Annotated in this window: 19 protein-coding genes; 18 read left to right on the plus strand and 1 reads right to left on the minus strand. The window is 51.5% G+C overall.

Going from position 1 to position 23,916, the window contains the following annotated elements:
• Positions 1–51 precede the first annotated feature (51 nt).
• The 16 genes from ACFVTB_RS00160 to ACFVTB_RS00235 all read left to right on the plus strand — a co-directional run bounded on the left by ACFVTB_RS00160 (position 52) and on the right by ACFVTB_RS00235 (position 19,780).
• Positions 52–1,497, plus strand: coding sequence for a CoA-acylating methylmalonate-semialdehyde dehydrogenase (locus tag ACFVTB_RS00160; protein ID WP_387743370.1), 1,446 nt, complete (start codon positions 52–54; stop codon positions 1,495–1,497).
• 61 nt (positions 1,498–1,558) lie between these two features.
• Positions 1,559–2,428, plus strand: a complete 870-nt coding sequence (gene fba, locus ACFVTB_RS00165) for a class II fructose-1,6-bisphosphate aldolase (protein ID WP_387743373.1) — start codon at positions 1,559–1,561, stop codon at positions 2,426–2,428.
• A 16-nt stretch (positions 2,429–2,444) separates the two neighbouring features.
• A complete protein-coding gene (gene iolG, locus ACFVTB_RS00170) occupies positions 2,445–3,455 on the plus strand; it encodes an inositol 2-dehydrogenase (RefSeq protein WP_387743376.1) in 1,011 nt (336 codons plus the stop codon).
• A gap of 57 nt (positions 3,456–3,512) precedes the next feature.
• Positions 3,513–4,322 carry a 5-deoxy-glucuronate isomerase gene (gene iolB, locus ACFVTB_RS00175; protein WP_387743379.1) on the plus strand — a complete coding sequence of 270 codons (810 nt, stop codon included), beginning with the start codon at positions 3,513–3,515 and terminating at the stop codon, positions 4,320–4,322.
• A gap of 122 nt (positions 4,323–4,444) precedes the next feature.
• Positions 4,445–5,452, plus strand: a complete 1,008-nt coding sequence (locus ACFVTB_RS00180; protein WP_387743382.1) for a LacI family DNA-binding transcriptional regulator — start codon at positions 4,445–4,447, stop codon at positions 5,450–5,452.
• Between the two features lie 28 nt (positions 5,453–5,480).
• Positions 5,481–6,011, plus strand: a complete 531-nt coding sequence (locus tag ACFVTB_RS00185; protein ID WP_387743385.1) for an HAD family hydrolase — start codon at positions 5,481–5,483, stop codon at positions 6,009–6,011.
• A 31-nt stretch (positions 6,012–6,042) separates the two neighbouring features.
• Positions 6,043–7,194, plus strand: coding sequence for a GntR family transcriptional regulator (locus ACFVTB_RS00190; protein WP_387743388.1), 1,152 nt, complete (start codon positions 6,043–6,045; stop codon positions 7,192–7,194).
• A gap of 354 nt (positions 7,195–7,548) precedes the next feature.
• A complete protein-coding gene (locus ACFVTB_RS00195; RefSeq protein ID WP_387743390.1) occupies positions 7,549–9,033 on the plus strand; it encodes a Vps62-related protein in 1,485 nt (494 codons plus the stop codon).
• A 178-nt stretch (positions 9,034–9,211) separates the two neighbouring features.
• A complete protein-coding gene (locus tag ACFVTB_RS00200) occupies positions 9,212–11,314 on the plus strand; it encodes a DUF5054 domain-containing protein (RefSeq protein ID WP_387743393.1) in 2,103 nt (700 codons plus the stop codon).
• A 465-nt stretch (positions 11,315–11,779) separates the two neighbouring features.
• Positions 11,780–13,735 (plus strand): ABC transporter substrate-binding protein, encoded by a 1,956-nt coding sequence (locus ACFVTB_RS00205; RefSeq protein ID WP_387743395.1) that lies wholly within the window; start codon positions 11,780–11,782, stop codon positions 13,733–13,735.
• Positions 13,736–13,832: 97 nt separating this feature from the next.
• Positions 13,833–14,831, plus strand: a complete 999-nt coding sequence (locus ACFVTB_RS00210) for an ABC transporter permease (protein WP_387743398.1) — start codon at positions 13,833–13,835, stop codon at positions 14,829–14,831.
• A 3-nt stretch (positions 14,832–14,834) separates the two neighbouring features.
• Positions 14,835–15,980 carry an ABC transporter permease gene (locus ACFVTB_RS00215; RefSeq protein WP_387743401.1) on the plus strand — a complete coding sequence of 382 codons (1,146 nt, stop codon included), beginning with the start codon at positions 14,835–14,837 and terminating at the stop codon, positions 15,978–15,980.
• A 42-nt stretch (positions 15,981–16,022) separates the two neighbouring features.
• Positions 16,023–17,066 carry an ABC transporter ATP-binding protein gene (locus tag ACFVTB_RS00220; protein WP_387743403.1) on the plus strand — a complete coding sequence of 348 codons (1,044 nt, stop codon included), beginning with the start codon at positions 16,023–16,025 and terminating at the stop codon, positions 17,064–17,066.
• On the plus strand, positions 17,063–18,094 hold the full coding sequence (locus ACFVTB_RS00225) for an ABC transporter ATP-binding protein (RefSeq protein WP_387743406.1): 1,032 nt from the start codon (positions 17,063–17,065) through the stop codon (positions 18,092–18,094). Before ACFVTB_RS00220 ends, ACFVTB_RS00225 begins: the two co-directional genes overlap by 4 nt.
• A gap of 97 nt (positions 18,095–18,191) precedes the next feature.
• On the plus strand, positions 18,192–19,217 hold the full coding sequence (locus ACFVTB_RS00230; protein ID WP_387743409.1) for a LacI family DNA-binding transcriptional regulator: 1,026 nt from the start codon (positions 18,192–18,194) through the stop codon (positions 19,215–19,217).
• 65 nt (positions 19,218–19,282) lie between these two features.
• Positions 19,283–19,780 (plus strand): MgtC/SapB family protein, encoded by a 498-nt coding sequence (locus tag ACFVTB_RS00235; protein WP_387743412.1) that lies wholly within the window; start codon positions 19,283–19,285, stop codon positions 19,778–19,780.
• 65 nt (positions 19,781–19,845) lie between these two features.
• On the opposite strand, the gene ACFVTB_RS00240 is transcribed toward ACFVTB_RS00235, so the two are convergent.
• Positions 19,846–21,771, minus strand: a complete 1,926-nt coding sequence (locus ACFVTB_RS00240; RefSeq protein ID WP_387743414.1) for a glycosyl hydrolase family 18 protein — start codon at positions 21,769–21,771, stop codon at positions 19,846–19,848.
• Between the two features lie 156 nt (positions 21,772–21,927).
• On the opposite strand from ACFVTB_RS00240, the gene ACFVTB_RS00245 reads away from it, so the two are divergent.
• Together ACFVTB_RS00245 and ACFVTB_RS00250 are read left to right on the plus strand one after the other, a co-directional pair.
• The gene (locus tag ACFVTB_RS00245) at positions 21,928–22,683 is read left to right on the plus strand and encodes a methyltransferase domain-containing protein (protein ID WP_387743417.1); all 756 of its coding nucleotides are present in this window, start codon (positions 21,928–21,930) and stop codon (positions 22,681–22,683) included.
• Positions 22,676–23,872 (plus strand): FAD-dependent monooxygenase, encoded by a 1,197-nt coding sequence (locus ACFVTB_RS00250; RefSeq protein WP_387743419.1) that lies wholly within the window; start codon positions 22,676–22,678, stop codon positions 23,870–23,872. Before ACFVTB_RS00245 ends, ACFVTB_RS00250 begins: the two co-directional genes overlap by 8 nt.
• Positions 23,873–23,916: the final 44 nt, after the last annotated feature.

Consider the following 23,916-nt stretch of genomic DNA (forward strand, 5'->3'; position numbering starts at 1 on the left):
ACAAGCACACATCTTATGAACGAAACAAAAGAATCGAAACGAGGGATTGCAATGACAACGAAGTTGAAAAACTGGATCGGCGGACAATGGGTAGATTCGTCCGCAACGCAATATGACAACGTGTATAACCCGGCAACGGAAGAAGTAATCGCAGAGGTGCCGCTTTCCACAAACGAGGACGTAGACGCAGCCGTTCAAACGGCGCGTAAAGCATTTGAAAAGTGGAGCCGTACGCCGGTTCCGCGCCGCGCTCGCGTTTTGTTCAAATACCAGCAATTGTTGGTTGATAACTGGGACGAGCTGGCCAAATTGATCACGATCGAGAATGGCAAAAGCTTTGCAGAAGCTCGCGGCGAAGTACAACGCGGTATCGAGTGCGTCGAGTTCGCAGCTGGCGCACCAAATCTCATGATGGGCAAGCAGCTTCCAGACATCGCTTCCAACCTGGAGTCGGGCATGTACCGTTATCCAATCGGCGTTGTCGGCGGCATCACGCCGTTCAACTTCCCAATGATGGTTCCTTGCTGGATGTTCCCGCTTGCGATCGCTGTCGGCAACACATTCGTGCTGAAGCCGTCTGAGCGTACGCCATTGCTGGCGAACCGTCTTGCTGAGCTGTTCCACGAAGCAGGCTTGCCTGCAGGCGTGCTGAACATCGTTCATGGCGCGCATGATGTCGTTAACGGCATTCTGAAGCATCCGAACATTCAAGCGATTTCGTTCGTTGGCTCGCAGCCGGTTGCCGAGTACGTCTACACGACGGGTACAGCTCACGGCAAACGCGTGCAAGCACTGGCTGGCGCGAAAAACCACTCCATCGTTATGCCTGACGCCGATCTCGATCTGACGGTTAAAGAAATCGTCAATGCAGCATTCGGCTCCGCAGGCGAGCGCTGCATGGCTTGCGCCGTTGTAGTCGCTGTCGGCGATGTTGCTGATGAACTGGTTGACCGCTTGTCGGCTGCAGCTGACAGCATTACAATCGGCAACGGCCTTGAAGAAGGAACGTTCCTCGGACCGGTTATCCGCGCTCCGCACAAAGAAAGAACGCTTGGTTATATCGAGTCCGGCGAGTCGGAAGGCGGCGTACTCGTACGCGACGGCCGTAAAGACGATGCGACTCAATCGAAAGGCTACTTCGTTGGTCCTACAATCTTCGACCGCGTTAGCAGCGAAATGAAAATTTGGAAAGACGAAATTTTCGCACCCGTATTGTCCGTTATGCGCGTTGAAACGCTGGAAGAAGCAATTGAAGTGGCTAACCGCTCCGAGTTCGCGAACGGCGCTTGCCTGTTCACTCGCAGCGGCGCTAACATGCGTCAATTCCGCGAAACGATCGACGCGGGCATGCTCGGCGTTAACCTCGGCGTACCGGCGCCAATGGCATTCTTCCCGTTCTCGGGCTGGAAAAAATCGTTCTACGGCGATCTTCATGCCAATGGCACGGACGGCGTAGAGTTCTTCACTCGTAAAAAAATGGTAACAACTCGCTGGTAATCGGAAGGCCGCCGAAAGGCGGCCGAACAGCTTCACATAGCTAGGAAGGGGAATACCCATTATGGCATTGGTTTCGATGACCGGCATGCTACGCGATGCGAATGCGGGCGGCTACGCCGTCGGTCAATTCAACTTGAACAATCTGGAGTTTACGCAAGCGTTTCTAACGACCGCGCAGGAGGAAGCTTCTCCAATCATTCTCGGCGTGAGCGAAGCCTACATCCCTTATATGGGCGGCTTGCCGTTCATCACCGGCATGGTCAATTCGTTAATCGAGCATTACAACATCACCGTTCCGGTTGCTCTGCATCTGGATCACGGCTCTTCCTACGACGTATGCATCCGGGCGCTGAAAGCGGGCTTTACGTCCGTCATGATCGACGCCTCGCACCATTCGTTGGAGGAAAACATCGAGATTACGAAGCGGGTGACGGATGTTGCTCACGTGCTGGGCGCGTCGGTTGAAGCGGAGCTTGGCCGAATCGGCGGACGTGAGGATGATCTGGAAGTACTTGAGGCAGAAGCGTCCTACGCAGAGACGGAGGATTGCGTGCTGATGGTGCGCGAGACGGGCATCGATTGCATCGCTCCGGCGCTTGGCTCGGTTCACGGACCTTACCGGGGACAGCCGAAGCTCGGCTTGGACCGCATGAAAGAAATTCGTGAGCGCACAGGGCTTCCGCTCGTGCTGCACGGCGGCAGCGGCTTGCCTGATGACGAAATTCGGCAGGCGATTGCGGCCGGAACAGCCAAAATCAACGTCAATACCGATAATCAGATCGCATTTACTAAAGCGGTAGGGGAGTACCTTGCGGCGAATCCTGAAACTTACGATCCACGGCATTATTTGAATCCGGCACGCGAGGCGATTAAAGCGGCGGCACGCGACAAAATGCGGCTGTTCGGCAGCGCGGGAATAGCGCGGAAATAGAGAGAGGCGGACGAGCATGAACAAAGTTAAAATCGGTATTATCGGCGCAGGCCGAATTGGCAAAATCCACGCCGACAATTTATTAAGACATCCTCAAGCGGAAATTGCGGCTATCAGCGATTTGTTCGCAGGCCCTGAGCTAGAGGAATGGGCACAAGCAAGAGGCATCGCCATCGTTACGAAAAACAGCGAGGAGATTTTGAACAACCCGGACATCGACGCCGTTTTCATTTGCTCCTCGACCGATACGCATGTACCGTTAATCAAACAAGCCGCAGCGCAAGGCAAGCATATTTTCTGCGAGAAGCCGCTGAGCATGGATATTAAGCAGACGGAAGAAGCGATCGAAGCGGTACGCAACGCTGGCGTTCAGCTGCAAGTCGGTTTCAACCGCCGTTTCGACCACAACTTCAAACGCGTGCGCGAGCATATCCAATCGGGAGCGATCGGCGATGCGCATCTGATCAAGATTACGTCCCGCGACCCGGCTCCACCGCCAGAAGCTTACATTAAAGTGTCGGGCGGCATCTTCATGGATATGATGATTCACGACTTCGACATGGCTAGATTTTTGTCTGGCAGCGAAGTTGAAGAAGTATACGCGCAAGGCAGCGTGCTCGTCGATCCGGTATTCGCCGTTCATGGCGACGTCGACACGGCAACCGTATCGCTCAAGTTCGCTAACGGCGCGCTTGGCGTTATCGACTGCAGCCGGAAAGCTGTATACGGCTACGACCAACGAGTGGAAGCATTCGGCTCCAAAGGTTCCTCTGTGGCTGGAAACGATTTCCCTAATACGGCTGTACTAAGCACAGCAGAAGGCATTGTCAGCGACAAACCGCTTCACTTCTTCCTGGAGCGCTACAATGTTGCTTATATCGAAGAGACAGAACAATTCATCAACAGCCTGGTTCGCGGCGACGCTGTAGCGGTTACGGGCGAAGACGGCTGGCAGGCGGAAAGAATTGCCCGCGCAGCAAAGCTGTCGTTGCAAGAAAACCGTCCTGTTAAATTGTCGGAAATCTAATAGCTCTTATAGCAATTATTGATTTAAATATGGAAAGAAAGGCCGTGAGCTTAAGTTATGAATAAACTGATTGTCAGCCCTAAGCAGCCGGCTTCCGCGGACGTTCCCGTTGTATCTGTGACGCCTCAATCTGCGGGCTGGGACTATGTCGGATTTGAAGTGTACCGTTTGAACGAAGGAGAAGCGCTTAGCCAAGAAACAGGCGGCGACGAGGTATGTCTCGTCCTGCTTAGCGGCAAAGCCGATGTGTCGACGGCGGACGGCTCCTGGTCCAATATCGGACAACGTATGAGCGTGTTCGAACAAATTCCGCCTTATTCCGTATACGTGCCGAACGACAACCGTTTCGAAGTAAAGGCCAATACAGCTCTGGAACTGGCAGTGTGCAAGGCGCCGGGCAAGGGCAATCTTCCTTCCCGGCTCATCGCTCCGTCGGACGTCGGCGTAGAGGTGCGGGGAGAAGGGGTTACGCAGCGTTATATTCATAACATTTTGCCGGAGCAAAAAGCTGCGGACAGCCTGCTGGTCGTTGAAGTGTTTACGCCGCAAGGTCACTGGTCCAGCTATCCGCCGCATAAGCACGATCAGGATAACTTGCCGGAAGAATCGTTCCTTGAGGAAACGTATTACTATCATGTTCAGCCGGAGCAGGGCTTTGCTGTGCAGCGCGTCTATACGGATGACCGTTCGCTTGACGAAACGCTTGCCGTCCGTGACGGCGAAGTCGTACTCGTGCCGAAGGGCTACCACCCGGTATCGGCGCCTCCGGGCTATCAGGTCTATTATTTGAACGTTATGGCCGGTCCGACTCGCGTTTGGAAGTTCCGTAACGATCCCGATCACGAGTGGATTGTAAAGCCGGTTTAACGATTGCCGTTTCACGGCGCGAACGCGATTAATTGTTGCAAAGTGAACGGAATAATCGGATAATTGACCAAGTAAGGGTTTTAGGTTAAACCCTTAACTATGCGATATTAATGAGGTTGTCCATGAAAGCGACCACGATATATGATGTCGCGAAGGAGGCGGGCGTTTCAATCGCTACCGTCTCCAACGCGATTAACGGCAAAGGGAAAGTAAGCAAGAAACGACGCGACGAAATATTAAAAGTGATGGAGCGGCTGAACTATCAGCCTAGCGTCATCGCTTCTGCGTTGATGGGAAAGAAAACGTATACAATTGGGCTGCTTATTCCCGACGTATCCAACCCCTTTTTCTCCGAAATCGCCAGATCGGTTGAAGATTTGGCCCATTCGGAAGGTTATAGCGTCATTGTGTGCAGCACGGATAATCGCGACGAAAGAGTCGAGAAATATATACGCCTTCTGGAACAGAAGAACGTGGACGGCATTCTCATCGGTACGGGGATGGAAAACGGCGATATTTTATCGCAGCTGGCGGAGAAGTCGTTGCCAATCGTTATGATTGCGCGGGAAGCGTCGTCCATCGGCGTTCATAGCGTCGTTACTGACGATTTCCGGGGAGGCGCGCTGGCCGCAAAGCATTTGTTGGAGAAAGGTCATGTTCGAATGGCGGTATTGGCCGAGAACATGAAAGTGACCAGCAGCTTGGAGCGTGTGCGAGGCTTTCGCTTCGGCTTGTTCGAAGCAGGTATAACGCTTAGCGAGGACAGCATTCTTTCCTGCGAGTCTAGCATTAAGGATGGAAAGCGGGCCGCGGCTGCGCTTTTGAAGTTCGATCAACGGCCAACGGCGCTTTTTTGCTGCAACGATATGCTTGCGATCGGAGCGCTGCAAGCGGCTAAAGAAGCAAGATTGCGAGTGCCGGACCAAATGTCGGTCATCGGCTTTGACGACACGATTTTATCGACGGTAACGAATCCGACGCTTACGACGATCGCACAGCCTATCGACCAGATGGTCAAGCTGGCGTTCGGTTTGCTGATCGGCCAGTCGGAACCGGATGAAATCAAGCAACGAATCGTCATGCAGCCGGAAATGGTCGTCAGGGAATCTACGGGCGCTCTAAGGCAGTAAATAACCCTAAGAGACGGAGCTGAAAAACATGAGTGAGAAGAAACTGATTGTATTTTTGGATAGCGGGGATACGCTTGTTGACGAATCGACGGAAATTCGGGATGAGGAAGGCGTTGTTGTAAGCGCTGATCTCATTCCTGGTGCGAAAGAAATGCTGCAAACGCTTCACGAGAAAGGCTATACGATCGCGCTGGTAGCGGACGGATTAGTGCAATCATTCAAAAACGTGTTTATTCAGCATGGCCTAATCGACTATTTTACGACGATGATTATTTCGGAGCCGCTGAAAGTGGAGAAGCCGAGCCCGCGCATGTTCAAGGCGGCAATCGGTTCTCTTGATTTGTCCGAAGCGGATTTTGCCCGCACCGTAATGGTCGGCAACAACTTGAGCAGAGACGTTAAAGGGGCGAATGCTCTCGGCATTAAGAGCGTATTCCAAAACTGGACGCCGCGTTATCCGCATACGCCGGCCGACGAATCGGAACGTCCGGACTACACAATCGGCGAGCCGTTGCAGCTGATTGAACTGGTTGAGCGATTGAACGCCGAGCTCGGCTAAGAAACGCCGGGGACAAGGAGTGAAGGACCGCATGGATAAGGAGCCTCGGGAGGCGGAGCGCAAGCCGCTTCTTTATGTGCAAACGGCGAAAAGGGTGATGGAAGAAATTGCGAACCGCAAGCTGCGGCCGCATGAACCCGTTCCGTCCGAAGGAGAGATCGCGAAGCTGTACGGCGTCAGCCGCATGACCGCGAAGCTTGCCTTGCAAATATTGGAGAAGGAAGGCATCGTGTACCGTCTCGCCCGCAGGGGCACATTCGTTTCCGGCGATTATGACGGACACGATTGGCAGGAAACCGCTCTCTCGAAGGAGGCTGCGGCGGTCCAAAAGCCGCTCAGAAGAATTGCGCTCGTCTTTCCTAATATGGACGATTATATCGCGAGAATAATTGTTTCCGCCGAGCGTGAGGCTCGCAAGTCCGATTGCCACCTTATCGTTCGCATGACGAAGAGCAAAGAGGACGAAAGCGATAGTTTGCAGGCGCTATACGACGACGGGGTAGACGGAATCATTTTGTATCCGAGGGGAAGGACGCAATGCAGCGAGAAAGTGCTGGAGTTGAACCTGCTGCATTATCCGCTGGTCATTATCGACCGCATCTTTCGCGAAGTCCAGATCGATTGCGTTTATCACGACCATTATCAAGGCGCCTACAATTTGACGCAATATTTAATCGAGAAAGGGCATCAGGAAATCGGCTATATCTCGATGGGCTTTGACGGTGTTACAAGCCGGGAAGACCGCTATCGCGGATATGTGCAAGCGCTGCTAGATCATGCGCTGCCGGTGAACGGCCGCAACATTTGCCTGAATTGCTCTGAAGATTATATGGAGCGTCTCGGCGGCTCCAATCCGCAGATTGCCTCGTATCTTTCTCAAAACCCGGCGCTTACCGCCGTCTTATGCGCAGACGATTACTTGGCTACTTCTTGTCTTTATACAGCGTTCGAGCTTGGTAAAAAGGTGCCGGACGACTTGTCGATCATCGGATTTTCCGATATTCAGCTCGCCAGTCTGCTGCCTGTGCCGCTAACAACAGCCAGGCAGACGACTGAGCAGCTCGGCCAAGCGGCAGTAAGCCTATTGTTCAAGCGGATGGAAAATTCGCGCGAAGGGGCGGTCACGATTAAGGTGAACACGGAGATCGTGGAACGGGCCTCAGTCAAGCAGCGAAATGGATAAGTTTTGACGCATAAAAAGACTTCCGGCGCTCGTTAAAATGACGTCGGAAGTCTTTTTATATATCAGTGACATAATTAAGTTTATATCAAGTTTTATTGAAAATAATCAACAATAAAGCTGTATTTCATAAATTATTTAAATAAAATCATTGAAAAACAACGGAAATAGGGATTGTATATATCAGTAACATATATTAGTCTGAGAATGTGCAAGCGATACTTTGTCGCAGGGGAGGAGATTCAGAAGAAAGCGCTGTCATTTTTTGTTTGATATTTCGTAAAGGTAAGTCGATTGGACAACTTAGAGCGACCCGCAATGGAATTCGAAGACATAACATTTCCGTAGAGGAGACCGATGATGAGAACACTCAAATGGGTATTGTTAGCTTCGCTTTTGGCGGCATCCGCATCTTTGCCGCTGCCCAAGCAAGCCAATGCGGCAGGACCTGTAACGATTTACAGGGACGGCGACTTTACCGGCGTATCGCAAGAATTATCGCCAGGCTTTTACAATGTCAATCAGCTTTCTACGGTCGGCAACGACAAAGTATCATCCGTTCGGGTCGCGCCAGGATACCGCGTAACGCTTTACAGAGATTCCAACTTCAACGGCGATCAGAAGATGCTGACGAAGGATGCGGGATGGCTGGACGACTTCAACGACGCAACATCGAGCATAAAGGTCGAAGTGATCGGCGGTCCTCACCTGCCGGTGACGGTCTATGCGAACGCTCCGTACGGAGGGTTCGAGCAAACCTTTGATGTTGGCGAGTACGATTGGGCTGATCTGCAGGCCGGCGTCGGAAACGATAACATTTCTTCGCTCCGCGTAGCGCCGGGCTACAAAGTAACGCTCTACAATGATTACAATTTTAAAGGCGCGTCAAAGGTTGTTACAGCAGACACGATCTACCTGGACGACTTCAACGACAAGACAACAAGCCTTAGGGTAGAAGCGATCTCACCGCTCGACGCGACGTCCGTTGCCGTAGCCGGCAACGCATATAGCGACACTTCCAAGCGGGAGCTGCTCGAAACCTTTGCGCCGCGCATTTGGTTCGCGCAGGGCGAGAAATATTTCCCTTCTTCCGTCGAATATACATTTCCATACGTGGACAGGTATTTGAACGCGAATTCGGGCAAATATGAAATTAAGACGAAAACACCGCTTGTTCCTTACAATCTTAAGCTTCCGTATTTCTCGGGAGATTTGGCTAATGCCCCGATTTACTCGTTCTGGGTAGAGAAGGAATACAACAACGTCGATCTGGTGTATTTCCAATTCAGTCCGTACGATCTGGGCAAAACGGTGCTTGGAACGGAAGCGGGCGATCACGTCGGCGATTGGGAACGGATAACCGTCCGTCTGGCCAAATTTACCGACAACGGCACGAATTACGTGAAGCCGGTACAGGTGTTTTATGGAGCGCATTCGTTCGGCACGACTTATCGTTGGGATGATGTGACGAAAGTGAACGGTACGCATCCGGTCGGTTACTCGGCTTTCGGATCTCACGGGATGTGGAAGGATGCGGGCAACCATGTGTACAAAGAGTTGGTTGTCGCTCAATTGATCGATGTGACAAACCAAGGCACGGCATGGGATACATGGAACAATGTGCAAGCGTTCCAATACTATCCGAATTTAGAGACCGGCAACGGTCTCGGCAATGCGTGGCCGACATGGCTGGATAAAGACTATACGAATCCGGACAGCCTGTCGGTGTACCGGTGGGGCAATCCGAACGAAGGCTCCTTTTTCGGGCAGCCGCTGCTGGCGTACGGACCTACCGGACCGCAGGAGAAATACGGTTTAACGAATGACGTCGTTCTGGATTAGAACGCGAATATCCCAATAAGCTTATCCAATGCAAAAGTGCCGAAAGCCGTTCCCGTCGCCGGGAGCGCGCTTTCGGCATCCGTTGCAATCGGGCAAAAGGCCGGCATGGCTGTACAACAGGATGGGGAGAGAAAGCTTCATGCGGCTGGGAAATCATACTAACGGAGGAAGACATCAAATGAATAACAGAAAAAAAGTGCATGTCGTCTTTAAGACGCATCTAGACATCGGGTTTACGAATTTGGCGGCACATGTGCTGAAGCAATATATGGAAGAGTACATTCCGAAAGCAATCGAATTGGCCGACCGGCTGGAAGCCGAGGGCGGTCAAGCTCAATTTGTATGGACGACGGGCTCATGGCTGATTCGTCATTACTTGGAAAATGCGTCCGCAGAAGACAAGGGAAAAATGGAGAAGGCTATTCGCAGAGGCCATATCGTATGGCATGGTTTGCCGTTCACAACGCATACAGAGCTGATGGACCCGGCTTTGTTCCGTTACGGGCTGTCGATCAGCCAAGAGCTGGACAAGCAATTCGGCAAACAGACCATTGCGTCGAAAATGACCGACGTTCCGGGCCATACCTTATCCATGGTTCCTTATATGCAGCAAGCGGGCATTAAATATATGCATTTGGGAGTCAATCCCGCCTCGATGCGTCCCGACGTGCCGAAATTGTTCCGCTGGCAGGCGGACGACGGCAGCGAGATCATCGTCAACTATGCAGGCACTTACGGTGAAGCTGTCGAAGTCAACGGCATCGACGATATTTTGATATTCGCTCATACCGGAGACAACTGCGGCCCACCGACCGTCCAGGAGATCGAAGAGCAGTTCCAGGAAATCCAAGCGCGTTATCCGGATGCCGACATCGTAGCCTCTTCGCTAGATGCGTTTGCCGCGAGCCTGGAGACGGTACGCTCCACACTGCCTATCGTTCGTGAGGAATTGGGGGATACGTGGATTCATGGCGTAGGCACCGATCCGATGAAGGTTGCAAGATTCCGTGAATTGCTGCGCCTGCGCGACAAATGGGTATCCGAAGGAACACTGCTGGAATCGAGCGCGGAATACAAGGCGATGAGCGATGACTTGCTGCTCGTTGCCGAGCATACTTGGGGCTTGGATGTAAAGAAATGGCTGCCTGATTTCCGCAACTATGCGAAAAAGGATTTCAATGCGGCACGAGTTGTCGACGATATCGACGTGGACGATATGCCTGCTAAATTCGGTTATATCGGCGCGTTTGCAATGGATGAGTTCGATAAGCACTCCAGCGGTCTGTTTGCATCCGAGACGGCTAAACGGACTTATTCCCTGATAGAGCGTTCGTGGGAAGAGCAAAGAGCCTATGTGGATTCGGCCGTCTCTTATCTAGATGAACAGAAACAAGCGGAAGCTGCAAAAGCGTTCGAGCAATTGAAGCCTGTCCGTACAGAAGAGTCGGGCAGTCCGGTATTGCCGCATGAGACGTACACGGCAGGCGGCTTCCAGCTGTCGTTCGCTGGAGACGGATCGCTTGCACTTCTCGTTGACGGCAACGGCAAACGTTGGGCGGACGAAAGCCATTCGTTCGGCGCGTATGCTTACGAGACGTTCGGAACGGAGGATTATGGCCGTTATTTCCGTACCTACATGCAAAATCTTCCTTTCACGCATCCATGGTCGGATGCCGATTTCAGCAAGCCGGGCTTCGAATTCGTTCGTCCGCTGCCTAGCAATAAGATCTACAAGCCTGTGCTGACGGATATCCGTCAGTTGAGCGACGGCCGCTTTGCGCTGCAGCTCCGCATGCCTGTGGAAGCGAATGAGCTGTACGGAGCGCCGAAGGAGCTGGAATTGATCTATCAATTCAAAGAAACGGGTACGATCGACGTTTCGCTGCAATGGTTCGGAAAAGAGGCGAATCGTCTGCCTGAAGCGAGCTGGTTTGCTTGCGCTCTCAACGTCGACAATCCGAATCTATGGACGATGGACAAGTTAGGTGCGCCTATTTCGCCGCTGCGCGTCGTAAAAGACGGAAACCGTAACCTGCATGCGTTGAACCGCGGCGTGAGCTACGAAGGAACGGATGGATCTGCAACGATCGAAGCGCTCGATTCGGCGCTCGTCGCGCCAGGGCAGAAGCGTCTGCTGCAATTTGATAATTCCTTCGTCTCGCTGGACGGCGGTTTCCATTTCAATCTGCACAACAATATTTGGGGTACGAACTTCCCGATGTGGTACGGGGAAGATTCGAAATTCCGGTTCCGTACGGAGCTGAAGTCTAACCGCAAATAATAAATGTAACAATGGCGGGTTTTTCCGAATACGGAAAAACCCGCTTTTTTTACATAATATCCACATCAAGAAAATACCGTTCTTACAATTGGCATTTAGAATGGGATTTGACTCTGGTTGTTCTGAAAGGAGGACAAGCACGGGGCGACAGATAGAGATTAAACCGATTAACCGGAAAGCGAGGCGGGGCGCAGTTCATTAAAAAAATATTTGGCAAGAATGCAAAATAGGTGTTGCGCGAAAGAGAGAAGCCATGTATCATACAAATAAAGCGTTTACATTAAGCGCTTAACTTGGAAATCTATTAAACCGGTTTAATTCGTCGGGGTCCTACTTCAGAGAAAGCAACAAACCATTTTTACCCTGGAATTAAACCGGTTTAATAAATCAAGGAGGTGAAGATACAACTTTCGCAAGGCAGCAGGGGAAACAGAGAAATGATAAATCATTCATGGAGGGGTTAACTTGAAAAGAAGTAAGCTTTTGCTCGTTCTTACTCTTGCTATATCCGTTATTGCTGCAGGTTGCTCGAACTCAGGCTCCAACGCTCCGGCTGACGGCTCCAAAAACTCATCAACGAACAAGCCGGCTGTAACTGACGACGGTGCGAAAGAAGCGCCAATGCTCGCGAAGCGCGTAAGCGAAGGTGCGCTCCCGGCGCTCGAAGAGCGTATGCCGAAGCAAGAAGACATCATGATCGAGCCGGTCATTGAAGAACTCGGCCAATACGGCGGCGACTGGAAAATGCCTTGGATGGGCGTTCCGGACAAATGGGGCATCGGCCAACCAACAGAGGAAGCACTGTTCCGCTTTAACAAAGAGGGCAACAAGGTTGAACCGAACGTAGCAAAAGGTTATGAAGTGAACGAAGACTCGACCGTATTTACGATTCATCTTCGCGAAGGCATGAAATGGTCGGACGGCGTTCCTTTCACAGCTGACGACGTGATCTTCTACTGGGAGCACATGCTGAAGAAAGAAACGTTCGGTAAAAAAGTCTATGACGCTTATTACTCGGTTGATCCGGTAACTGGCGACAAGGCGATGGCCGAAGTGAAGAAAGTCGACGATTACACATTCACGGTTACACATAAATATCCAAGCGTAATGTTCCTGGAGCGCGTAGCGATCGATAACAAATGGTTCTTCGCTCCGAAGCATTTCCACGAAACGATTCTTCCGGAATTCGTAGGCGATGCTAAGACGCTGGAAATTACGAAACAATGGGGCTATGAGGATCCTAAAGTGTTCCTGACTGAAACCGGTTACTATGACTGGTTGCACCATCAAATCCCAACGCTTCGCGCATGGGTGCCGACTAACGATGCAAACGGCGACCAATTCGTTATGGAACGTAACCCGTACTACTGGAAAACGGATGAGACTGGCAAGCAGCTTCCTTACCTCGACCGTATCGTAGCTACGAAAATTCAAGACCCTAGCCAAAAAACGCTCGGTACGATGGCAGGCGACTACAACCTCGTCACGTTCGACGCGAAAGACTTTACAGTACTGAAAGAAAACGAGAAAAAAGGAAACTACCGCCTTATCCCTTGGACACAGCCGACTTGGTCTAGCGCTGGCATTCAGCTGAACCAAACGACAGAAGACCCGAACCTGCGCAAGTTGTTCCAAGACATCCGTTTCCGGGAAGCGCTTTCGATCGGTGTAGATCGTACGCAAGTATCGGAAATCGTCTCCAACGGATTGGCTGAAGCAGTCCAAGCGTCTGTGCCGAAAGGCGTACAAGGCTATCAAGAAGGCTGGGCAGAGCAATGGACGAAATATGATCCAGAGCGCGCCAACCAAATTCTTGATGAGCTTGGCCTGACGAACCGTGACAAGGACGGCTTCCGTACAAACGCTGACGGTTCCGACCTAACGCTGACTGTTATCGAGTCGACAACAGACACAGCTCCATTCCTTGAATTGCTGAAAAAGTACTTCGAGGACATGGGTCTGAAAACGAACGTGAAAGTCGTAGACGGCGGTACGCATTTCGACATGAAATACGCAAACAAAGTGCCGATTACAACGGAAAACATCTCGGTCGTTAACGTAGCTTTCCGTCCGGACACAATGGTTCCGCTTCGCGTCATTACACCTTGGTTCGGTCATTACGGCCTGTACTCGCAATCCGCCGGCAAAGAAGGCGTGAAGCCTGAAGGCGACGTTGCTGAAATTTTGAACATCTGGAACAAAATCAAAGCAAGCAAATCGTTTGACGAAATCAACGAGCTTGGCAACGAAATTGTGAAGCTTCACCAGAAGAACCAATGGGTAATCGGTTACGCCGGTCCTACGCCGGTACTCGTTACTGCTTCGAACAATTTGCGCAACATCCCTGGCGACAGAATCTGGTCCGATGAGTATCGCGGACTTGGTCACGGTCACCCGGCACAGTTTTTCATTAAGCAATAACAAATGAATCGAAGGAGGCAGCGGCGGGGAGGGGAACACTTCCCTGTCACTGCTTCCCTTCTATGATTCAAGCGGTTTGCAGAGGAGAGAAATTGAGATGCTTCAATACATTTTAAAGCGCATTTTGTTGGCGATACCGGTTGTTTTCATTATCTCGTTCATCGTCTTCTACATTATCCAGCTGCCGCCAGGCGATTATGTTTCGTCGTATTCGGCTAAAATGTCCGCTTCCGGCGACATTATGACGCAGGCTGAGATGGATGAGATGCGGGCGAATCTCGGACTGGATCGTCCGATCTACGAACAATATTACGTTTGGATGAAGAAAATTATTGTACAGGGCGACTTCGGCTTCTCGTTCAATTACAATAAGCCGGTTCTCGATGTCGTTAAGCAGTATATGGGACTGACGCTAGTCGTCTCGATCGTCACAATGCTCTTCCATTACATCATTGCGATACCGGTAGGCATCTATACCGCCGTCAAGCAATATTCGGCGGGCGATTATTTCTTCTCCGGCATTAGCTTTATAGGCATGGCAACACCGAACTTCCTTCTGGCGATTCTCCTAATGTTCTTGTCCTACAAATGGTTTGGCGATCCGCTGCTCGGCTTGTTCTCGCCGGAGTATGTCAATGCGCCGTGGTCCTGGGACAAGGTGAAAGATCTCATGCAGCATATGATCATTCCGGTTATCGTTATTGGTCTTTCCGGTACGGCTGATCTGATTCGGATTATGCGCGGACAAATGCTCGACGAACTGAACCGCCCGAACGTAGTAACGGCGAGAGCGAAAGGCTTGTCGGAAATGCGCATTTTGTTCAAATATCCGACGCGTGCCGCATTGAACCCGATTGCCAGTACGCTGGGCTGGTCGCTTTCTTCCATCTTTACTGGTGCGACTATCACAGCAATCGTACTCAATCTTCCGATTCAAGGGCCGGTCATGCACAACGCCTTGCTTGGTCAGGACATGTATCTGGCGGGATCTTGGCTGCTGTTCATGGCAATGCTGACCGTACTCGGAACACTCATTTCCGACATCTTGCTCGCATGGCTTGATCCAAAAATCCGTACAGAGTTCAGGGGATCGTAAACAATGAGAACACTACTATCATTATTCAAACCGCAAAAGTTGGCGCTGAACGGAGCTCCGTTAAAGGATACCGATTACAGCTCGCAGTGGAAGTTGATCTATCAAAGGTTCAAGAAACATAAGTTGGCCCGATTCAGCATGTATATTTTAGCGACGCTTTACCTTGTAGCCTTGCTCGCGCAGTTTATCGCGCCTTACAGTCTGCAAAGCTACGACAGTAAATATGTAAACGCTTCTCCAATGGGTGTTCGCTTCATCGATGCAGACGGCAAGTTTCATATTCAGCCTTTCGTCTATGAATTGAAATCGGAACGCGACCCGGAAACGATGCGCAAAATTTTCGTGCCGGATACTAGTCAGAAGTATAAACTGCAATTTTTCGTTAAAGGGGAGTCGTATAAATTTCTCGGTCTCATCCCTACGGATATTCATTTATTCGGCGTAGAACAGCCGGGCCGCATCTTCTTGCTCGGAACGGACGGCATGGGCCGCGACATGTTCTCCCGGATTGTACTCGGCAGTCAAATCTCGCTAAGCATCCCGCTCGTCGGCGTTGGCATCAGCTTTGTACTCGGCTTGATGATCGGCGGCATTTCCGGCTACTTCGGCGGCTGGATCGATTCGCTTATTCAACGGATTATTGAAATCATTCGATCGTTCCCGACGCTGCCTTTGTGGATGGCTTTATCGGCCGCCATTCCGCCGCGGATACCGGTCGTTACGATGTATTTATACATTGTCATCATTATGGCCTTAATCGGTTGGACCGACTTGGCCCGTGTAGTACGGGGTAAATTTATTTCGCTTAAAAACGAAGATTATATCGTCGCGGCGAGAATCGCCGGTGTGGGCAATACAAAAATAATCGTGAAGCATCTTTTGCCAGGATTTATGAGTTATTTGGTTGTTTCCACTACACTAGCTATTCCAGCAATGATTCTTGGCGAAACGGCGATGAGCTTTCTAGGTCTCGGCGTGCGTTCGCCGGCAACGAGCTGGGGCGTATTGCTCCAAGAAGCCCAAAAAATTGAAAACGTTGCCCTTTATCCATGGAAACTGATCCCGCTTGGTGCAGTCATCTTGACGGTTTTGGCTTTCAACTTCCTTGGCGACGGCATGCGCGACGCTGCGGATCCATACAAAAAATAATCGATTATAATCGACTAAATCATAAGCAAGCGAGGGATTAGCATGACTCAAGCTGCTCAGCAAGAGCAACCCATCTTATCTGTAAAAGATCTCAAAATCAAGATCAAAATGGATAATGGGATTATGAACGCGGTAGACGGGGTCGATTTTAATATTTATAAAGGCAAGACACTCGGTCTGGTCGGCGAATCGGGCTGCGGCAAGAGTTTGACCAGCCGCTCGATTATTAGCATCAATCCGAAGGAATGCGTAACGACGGGGAATGTTGAATATCATTCGCCAACGGAGCCTGAGCTGAACGGCACGAACCTGTTGTCGCTGAAGCCGACGGGCAAGCAAATCCGCTCCATTCGGGGACGCAAAATCTCGATGATCTTCCAAGAGCCGATGACTGCTTTCTCGCCAATGTATACAATCGGCAATCAAATTGTGGAAGCGATCCGCATCCACCAAACGAAGGACAAAAAGAAAGCCAAGCAAATCGCGCTGGAAATGCTCGCGAAAGTGGGCATTTCCGACCAGGAGAAGCGATTTGATCAATTTCCGCACGAGTTTTCCGGCGGGATGAGGCAGCGCGCGATGATCTCGATGGCGCTGTCCTGCAACCCGGAAATACTGATCGCGGACGAACCGACAACAGCGCTCGACGTAACGATTCAAGCGCAGGTTCTAGAGCTGATGAAGAGCCTCCAGGCGGAGTACGGCATGGCCATTCTGCTCGTAACGCATGACCTCGGCATTATTGCGGAAATGTGTGACGAAGTTGCCGTCATGTACTTGGGCAAAATCGTAGAGCAAGCGCCGGTAAAAGAAATTTTCGCCAATCCGAAGCATCCGTATACTAAAGGGTTGATGAAGTCGATGCCAAGGCTTGGCGGCGGCAAAACCAAACGGCTCGATTCCATTGAAGGCTCCGTTCCGCTGCCGATCGACATGCCGCCGATGTGCGGTTTCTATGATCGCTGTAAAGATCGGATCGAAGGCGTGTGCAACACGAGAGCGGTACCAAACACGCAAGTATCCGACGATCATACCGTTAGATGCTTCCTGTACTCGGACCAAGGGGAAGGAGCGGCAGCGAAATGAGCAAACCTATACTTCAAGTGACTAAAATGAACAAAAGCTTTCAGGTGAAATCCAAAAAAGCTTTGTTTCAAAAGCCAAAACAAGTCCAAATACTGAACAACATTTCGTTCGAATTGCTGGAAGGGGAGACGCTCAGTATCGTCGGCGAATCGGGCTGCGGCAAAACGACGCTCGGCCGCTGTATCGTCAGAGGCGTAAGCGCCTCCTCCGGTGAGGTCATCTATCATGCGGAGGGCGGCGAAGAGGTCAATTTCCTTCAAATGAATAAGAAGGAAACAAAAACTTACCGCAAAGATATACAGATGATTTTCCAGGACCCCTATTCTTCGCTTAGTCCGCGAATGAGCGTATTCGACATTATTGCCGAGCCGCTGATTGCCAACTTTAAGCTGAGCCGGGCGGAGATCGAAGCGAAAGTGACCGAGATTGCCGAGAAGACCGGCTTGAATGCCGGCTTCTTAAAGCGGTTCCCGCATGCGTTTTCAGGCGGTCAGCGTCAGCGTATCGCCATTGCCAGAGCGCTTATCACGCAACCTAGATTGATTGTTTGCGATGAAGCGGTGTCGGCCCTGGACGTATCGATCCAAGCGCAAATCATTAACCTGCTGAAGGATTTGCAGGATCAATACAAAATTACGTATATTTTCATCTCTCACGATCTTTCGATCGTGCAAAATATTTCCGACCGCGTGGCGGTTATGCACCTTGGCCGAATCGTCGAGCTCGCCTCGAGCGAATCGCTTTTCGGACAACCGAGACATCCTTACACGGAAGCGCTGATGTCGGCCGTTCCGCATCCTGATCCTGAAGTGAAGAAGGAGCGGATCATTTTGGAGGGAGAGGTGCCGAATCCGGCTAATCCTCCAAGCGGCTGCCATTTCCATCCGCGCTGCAGATATCGGACGGAGAAATGTACCCAAGAAGTACCAGATTTAAGGGATATCGGTTATAATCATTTTGTAGCATGCCATTACGCTGAGGAATTGCAGTTGAAAGGCGTACCGACTGAGGACGCTGCAGGCATGTAACCGGGAAAATAAACGGACGACGGGAATCGGCAATCCGCAAGGAGGATCGCTTCCCGTTTGCCGTTGACACACGGTTTGAGGAGTTGTGAACGGTAGTATGGCGAAGATTGACGATGTTGCCCGCATGGCGGGCGTGTCGAAAGGAACGGTATCGAACGTTTTCAGCCAGAAGAGGCCGACCAGCAAAAAAGTGACCGAGAAAGTGCTGAGAATTTCGAAGGAATTAAATTATGTGCCCAATCATATTGCACGGAGCTTGGTGACCAAGAAAACGATGGCAATCGGATTGACCATTCCACACGGCAATTTTTTCTTCAGTGTCTTTCATAATCAATTTATTAATGGTGTTATATTGGAAGCTTCCCGTTATGGTTACCGCGTACTCCTCGATATGATCGCCGCAGAAGAAGTAAAGACACCTTCCCTGGCAAGCTATCCGATCGACGGAGCAATCGTGCTCGGTCCGACGGCAGAAGACAAGCGGATTCAACTGCTGCATCAGAATCAGCTGCCGTTTGTAACGGTCGGTAAAATTATTAATGAAGGCCTTCAGAATGTGTTGACGGTCAATAACGACAATGAGCAAATCATACGCGATATTTGCGATTATTTAATCGGGCTCGGCCACCGTAACATTATGTTTCTGAACGCCGGGGAGCGGATGACCGTTTCCATCGAGCGGACGGATGCTTTCATACGGACGCTGGAGGATCATGGCATCGACTATGAGAATTATATGGTCCATTATAAGCCGGACATTCATTCAGAGAAGTATATCACATACGGATACGATGAAACCTATCACATCCTCGGCACGTTGGAAAAGCGAGTGACGGCGATCATCGCTGATGATGACCGCACCGCTTTGAGCGCGTTGAATGCGATTAAGGATATCGGTATGAGCGTACCGGAAGATATATCGTTGTTCGTCATTTGCGGCGATTTGTCGATGATGCATCAAGTAACGCCGCCTCTTTCTGGCATGGATTTGCAGCCCTCTGAACTCGGCGTGCAATCAGTCAAGCTGCTGATGCATAAGCTGGGTGTATTGGAAGGCGATTACTTGGACAATTGGATCGTCAATAGTAATATAATAGAAAGAAGCTCCTGTTCAGCCGTTTGATTTGACGGTCTATGCCTTAAAACGCTGACGGAGATTCGCAAACAAACGGGGATGATAACGAGTACATGGACCATGCAATAAGTGAATTTTTCGGTCAATATGAATTTTATTTTCGCATTTTTTTAAGCGCTGCGCTGGGGCTGCTGATCGGTTTCGACCGAACGCATAAAAACAAGCCTGCCGGCGTCAAAACGTATACGTTTGTCACGTTAGCATCTGCACTTATTACGATCGTCTCTATCGAGAGCGTCGTCATTTATGGTCATATTTCCGACCGGATTATGATGGATCCGATGCGTTTGACCGCTCAAATTGTAACTGGACTCGGTTTCTTGGGCGCAGGTCTCATTATGAAGACCGGTTTCGAGGTCAAGGGCTTAACCTCGGCAGCGATGATTCTTTTTGCTGGCGGCGTCGGCATCGGCATCGGAGCGGGATTTTACGGTATTGTTCTATTTACGATTGCGGTCGCTTTTTTATTTACACGAGTGGGCGGCTGGATCGAGAAATGGGAACAAAAGAGAATGCATGCAAAAGACGAACATAACGATCTATCCGCCTAACAGGCAATAAAAAAGAGCGCTTCGCCCTCCAATACGGAGGATGAAGCGCTCTTTTTTGCCGTTCATTATTTGTTTCGTAGAATAGCAGTCCACAGGTCCGAGCTTTCATAGCCGAGACGCCAAGCGCCAATACCAGCCAAATCGTACTTCTTGGCAATTTTGAGGCGAGCAAGCACCGTTTCGGTCGTCTCTGTCCAGAATACATAAGTGAAACCGTCTTTCGTATACGTATACTTAGTCGTGCCTGCTGTTGCATCGTATTCGCCGGTCGCACCTGTATCCGCAATGAGCTTCGGAAGCTCTTTCATATAAATGGCGCGGTTGCTGATCAGCTTGCCGGCGCCGTCTATTTTCCACTCACGTACGTAGAACGGAATGCCAAGCATCAGCTTCTCGCGAGGGATGCCGTACGACAAAAATTGCTCGACGCCTTGTTCCACCCAAGAAAGTCCCGCAACAGGGCCAGCTGTTGGGCTTCCGCTCCAATGTTGATCGTACGCCATAATAATGATGGTATCAACGATCGAAGCCAGTGCGGCGTGGTCGTAAGCGGTCTGATGATTCCAGCTCGTACTGCCGCGCGGAAGATCGATCGACAGCTTTAAGCCTTTGCTTTGAACTGATTTTGCCAATGCTTTAACGAAGGCGGTATAGTTCGCCCGATCCGTTCCGGCGACTTCCTCGAAATCGAGATTGACGCCGTAAACCCCAAGCGACACAAGCCGGTCGGTCAAATTGGTGATAAACGACTGCTGCGCTTGCGGATTGGCGAGAAAGTCCGTTGTCATTTTTTTATTGAACTGATTGTGTACGAGCGGCATGACGAGAATGCCTTGCTCTTTCAGCGTCGAGACGACCGTAGGGTCGGAGCTGTCCTTCAGCGTGCCGTCGGCAGCCGCGAGCTCAAACCAGGTCGGCGAATCGATATTGAGGCCTTGCGTATTGGCGACATGGCTCATAATCGTAGAAGAGTTCGAAGAACCGTTCCAGCCAAGCAGAATGAGTGCTTTTGTATTGCTCCACAGCTTGCGTCCGTCTAACGTCTGCACCGAGCTGTTCGAGAAGCCTTTCGCATAGTCGATGGCCGCTTTTCTAGTATTGAAGCCTTTCAGCTTCTTGTCGCCTTGATAGACGGAGAGGTAAGGGACGCTCGTCCATCGTACTTCACCGTTATAAATCACGTCGGAATTCGCGTAATAGCTAGCGAACGCCACCGCTTTGTCCAGCGAGATAAAGGCTTTGACCGGTTTTCCGCTTTGCCAAACCTCGTAAGCTTCTTCGTTGGAATAAACCGTTTTTCCAGTCTTCGTATTGAAGACCGTGCTGCCTGCGACTGCGGCGGACGCCTTAATAGCGTCCTGCAGAAACGCGTAAGCGGATGCGCCCTCAGCAGGCTCGCCGTCTTTGCGAATTTCATAGACGGCAGCGCCAGTGCGCAATTTCTTTTTCTGAGCTTCGGAAATATTGTCCCACACCCAAGTGTTGGAGGCGAGCTCCATAATGCGGGAGTTGCTCCACTTCGCCGCTTCTTTCTTGGCAGCAGCGAGTGTTGTGAATCCCCATTTCTCTGATGTGTTGTCGCCTTGATAAAGCTGGTATTTCGGATAAGATTGATAGACCCAGCCCGGCTTCTCTAAATCTCGTATATGTACGCCCGACAGTTTGGAAGCAGCGGAAAGAGCCTCCTTATACGTTCGATATTCCCATTTGTTCGATGAAACGCTGCCTTGATACAGCTTAAACTGCGGGAAATTATCCCACACCCATGTTCTTCCGGTAATAAGCTCCACATGACTGTACTCAAAACTTTTCGCATAATTGATTGCCTGATTCTCAGTGACGAACTCCCGCAGCGCTTTGTCGTTCTGGTAGACGCGGTACTTCGTCGTTCCCCCGCTTGCGGTTGCGCCGGCCGCCATCGTGTAAGGCGCCAAGATCAACGATTGCAAGGCGAACAGCACGAGCACGGCGGCCGTTAATTTTCTCCTCATAACGCTTCTCCATCTCCTCCTTCCGGAATCTCAAAAACTTGCAATATAACTCTTAACGATTAATAGACGCAGTAGAAAGTCAGATGTTGCGTAAAAATGGCTTTTCTTGTCGAAGCAAATGTTTCCATCGGATTTTTGCGGGGATGGATAAAAAAGATGGAAAAGAATAACAATAACCAAAAAGTGGAGGTGCGGCTGAAGATGACCAGGGTGCTGACGAAGGAATGGCTTGATGAGGGAGAGGCGTCGCTGCTTGCTCCTTCTGAGCTGGAAACCAGTTTGGAGGAAGTATGGAACGTCAATCGATTCTTGGGCGGCAACCCGTCCTTGTTTGCACACTTGGATCGCCTGCTGCAGCAGGCGGGCCAGGATAAGCGGCCAGTCAGTCTGCTGGATGTCGGGACGGGATTAGCGGATATTCCGCTCGCCTATCTGCGGCGCTGCCGAAAGAGAGGGGTTGAATTATCGATCGTCGGCATCGATTCCAGTGTGGATATCGTGATGCTGGCGGAGAAGAGAACGGCCGCGGAGCGAGATATTCGCATCGTGCGGGCGGACGGCAGAGCGCTGCCCTTTGGGGATAAAAGCTTTGATATCGCGTTTAGCAATTTGGCTTTGCATCACATGGACGACGATGAGGCGATGAAGCTTCTTTCCGAGCTGAGCCGCGTTTCTCGCGTCGGCTGGGTCGTCACCGATCTGGAACGGCACCCCGTCGCGTATGCGGCCGCTCGGCTGTTGGCGGCCTTTGTATGGCGCAGCCCAATTACAAAGCATGACGGTCCATTGTCTGTCCGTCGGTCGTTTACGGCAGTGGAAGCTCGGCGGTTAGTCGAACGTTCGGGCGTGAACGGCCGCGTATATCGGCACTTTCCGTGTCGGCTTGCACTGGTAGGTCACGGTCATGTATGACGTAATCGTGGTTGGCGCCGGACCGGCCGGCAGCGTCTTGGCGCGCCAGCTGGCGTTGCAAGGAGTGAAGGTACTGATGCTAGACGCAGCCCGCTTTCCGAGAAGAAAGCCGTGCGGAGAGTCAGTCAACCCGGGCGGCGTCGAGCTGCTTCGGCGGCTGTTTGATTTATCGGAGGAAGAGGGGAGTAACGGATCGCCCCAAGCTGGGGGGATAGCTGGTGCTGGAGCGCTGCCTTTTCCGTTTCCATACACGTTGTTGAGTGGGTGGCGATTAAGCGGATCGGGCGCTGCCGCTGCGCTTGAAGCCGAATTTCCGGCGGGCTTGCGCGGCATCGGCTGCCGCCGCGATTTGCTGGACGATTGGCTCGTCCAGCAAGCCTGCTTAGCGGGGGTTCAGTTCGAAGACCGGACAAGAGTCGAGCGCCTTGTCTGGGAGGATGGGGCAGTGTCAGGCGTAGAGGCGCGAAGCTCCGACAATCGATTGCAGCATATTTCCGCAACATTCGTTGCGGGTGCGGACGGCATTCGATCGGCGATAGCGCGGAGCGCCGCGCTCAGCCGATTCGGGCCGCTGCGCAAAGCGGCGCTGACCGCAAGGGTAAACGGAATGGAAGGATTGAGCGATAAGGTCGAGCTGTTCATTCGCGGGGACAGCGTCGTCGGTATTGCGCCGATTGGCGCAGGGCAAGCGAACGTGACCGTTTCGATGCGCTCCCCGCAAGCGGCAGCGCGGGCTGCGGCAGTCGGTAAGGCGGAATGTTTGCTTCAAGAAGCAAGGAGCTTCGACGAGCTCAGTGTACGACTTCGCTTTGCCGTGTTGGAAGGAGAGGTGCTGGCATGTGGACCGTTCGACCGGCCGGTGAAGGAAGGAGGCAAGAAAGGGATTGTTCTTGTTGGAGATGCGTCCGGCTATTTCGATCCTCTGACGGGACAAGGCATTTACAGAGCGATGCGCAGTGCGGAGCTGGCGGCCCCTGCGCTGCTGGAGGCGCTATCGGGTGGGAGCGGCGAGCCGCTCGTCCGATATAGCAAGCGGAGATCGGCCGAATTTGCCGGCGCGGTAAGGCTACAGCGATGGATCGAGCGGGTGAGCAGGCACCCGTGGCTATGGCAGGGAGCTATTGCGGCAATCGGATCTTCCACAGCGCTTACAAGCAAACTAGCGAGAACCATAGGTGATTGCCGTTAAGCCTGAAGAAATGGACGGAATGGATGGAAAGGGTGGGATGCGCA

It is taken from the genome of Paenibacillus sp. NPDC058071 (genome assembly GCF_042885235.1).
Taxonomy (GTDB): domain Bacteria; phylum Bacillota; class Bacilli; order Paenibacillales; family Paenibacillaceae; genus Pristimantibacillus.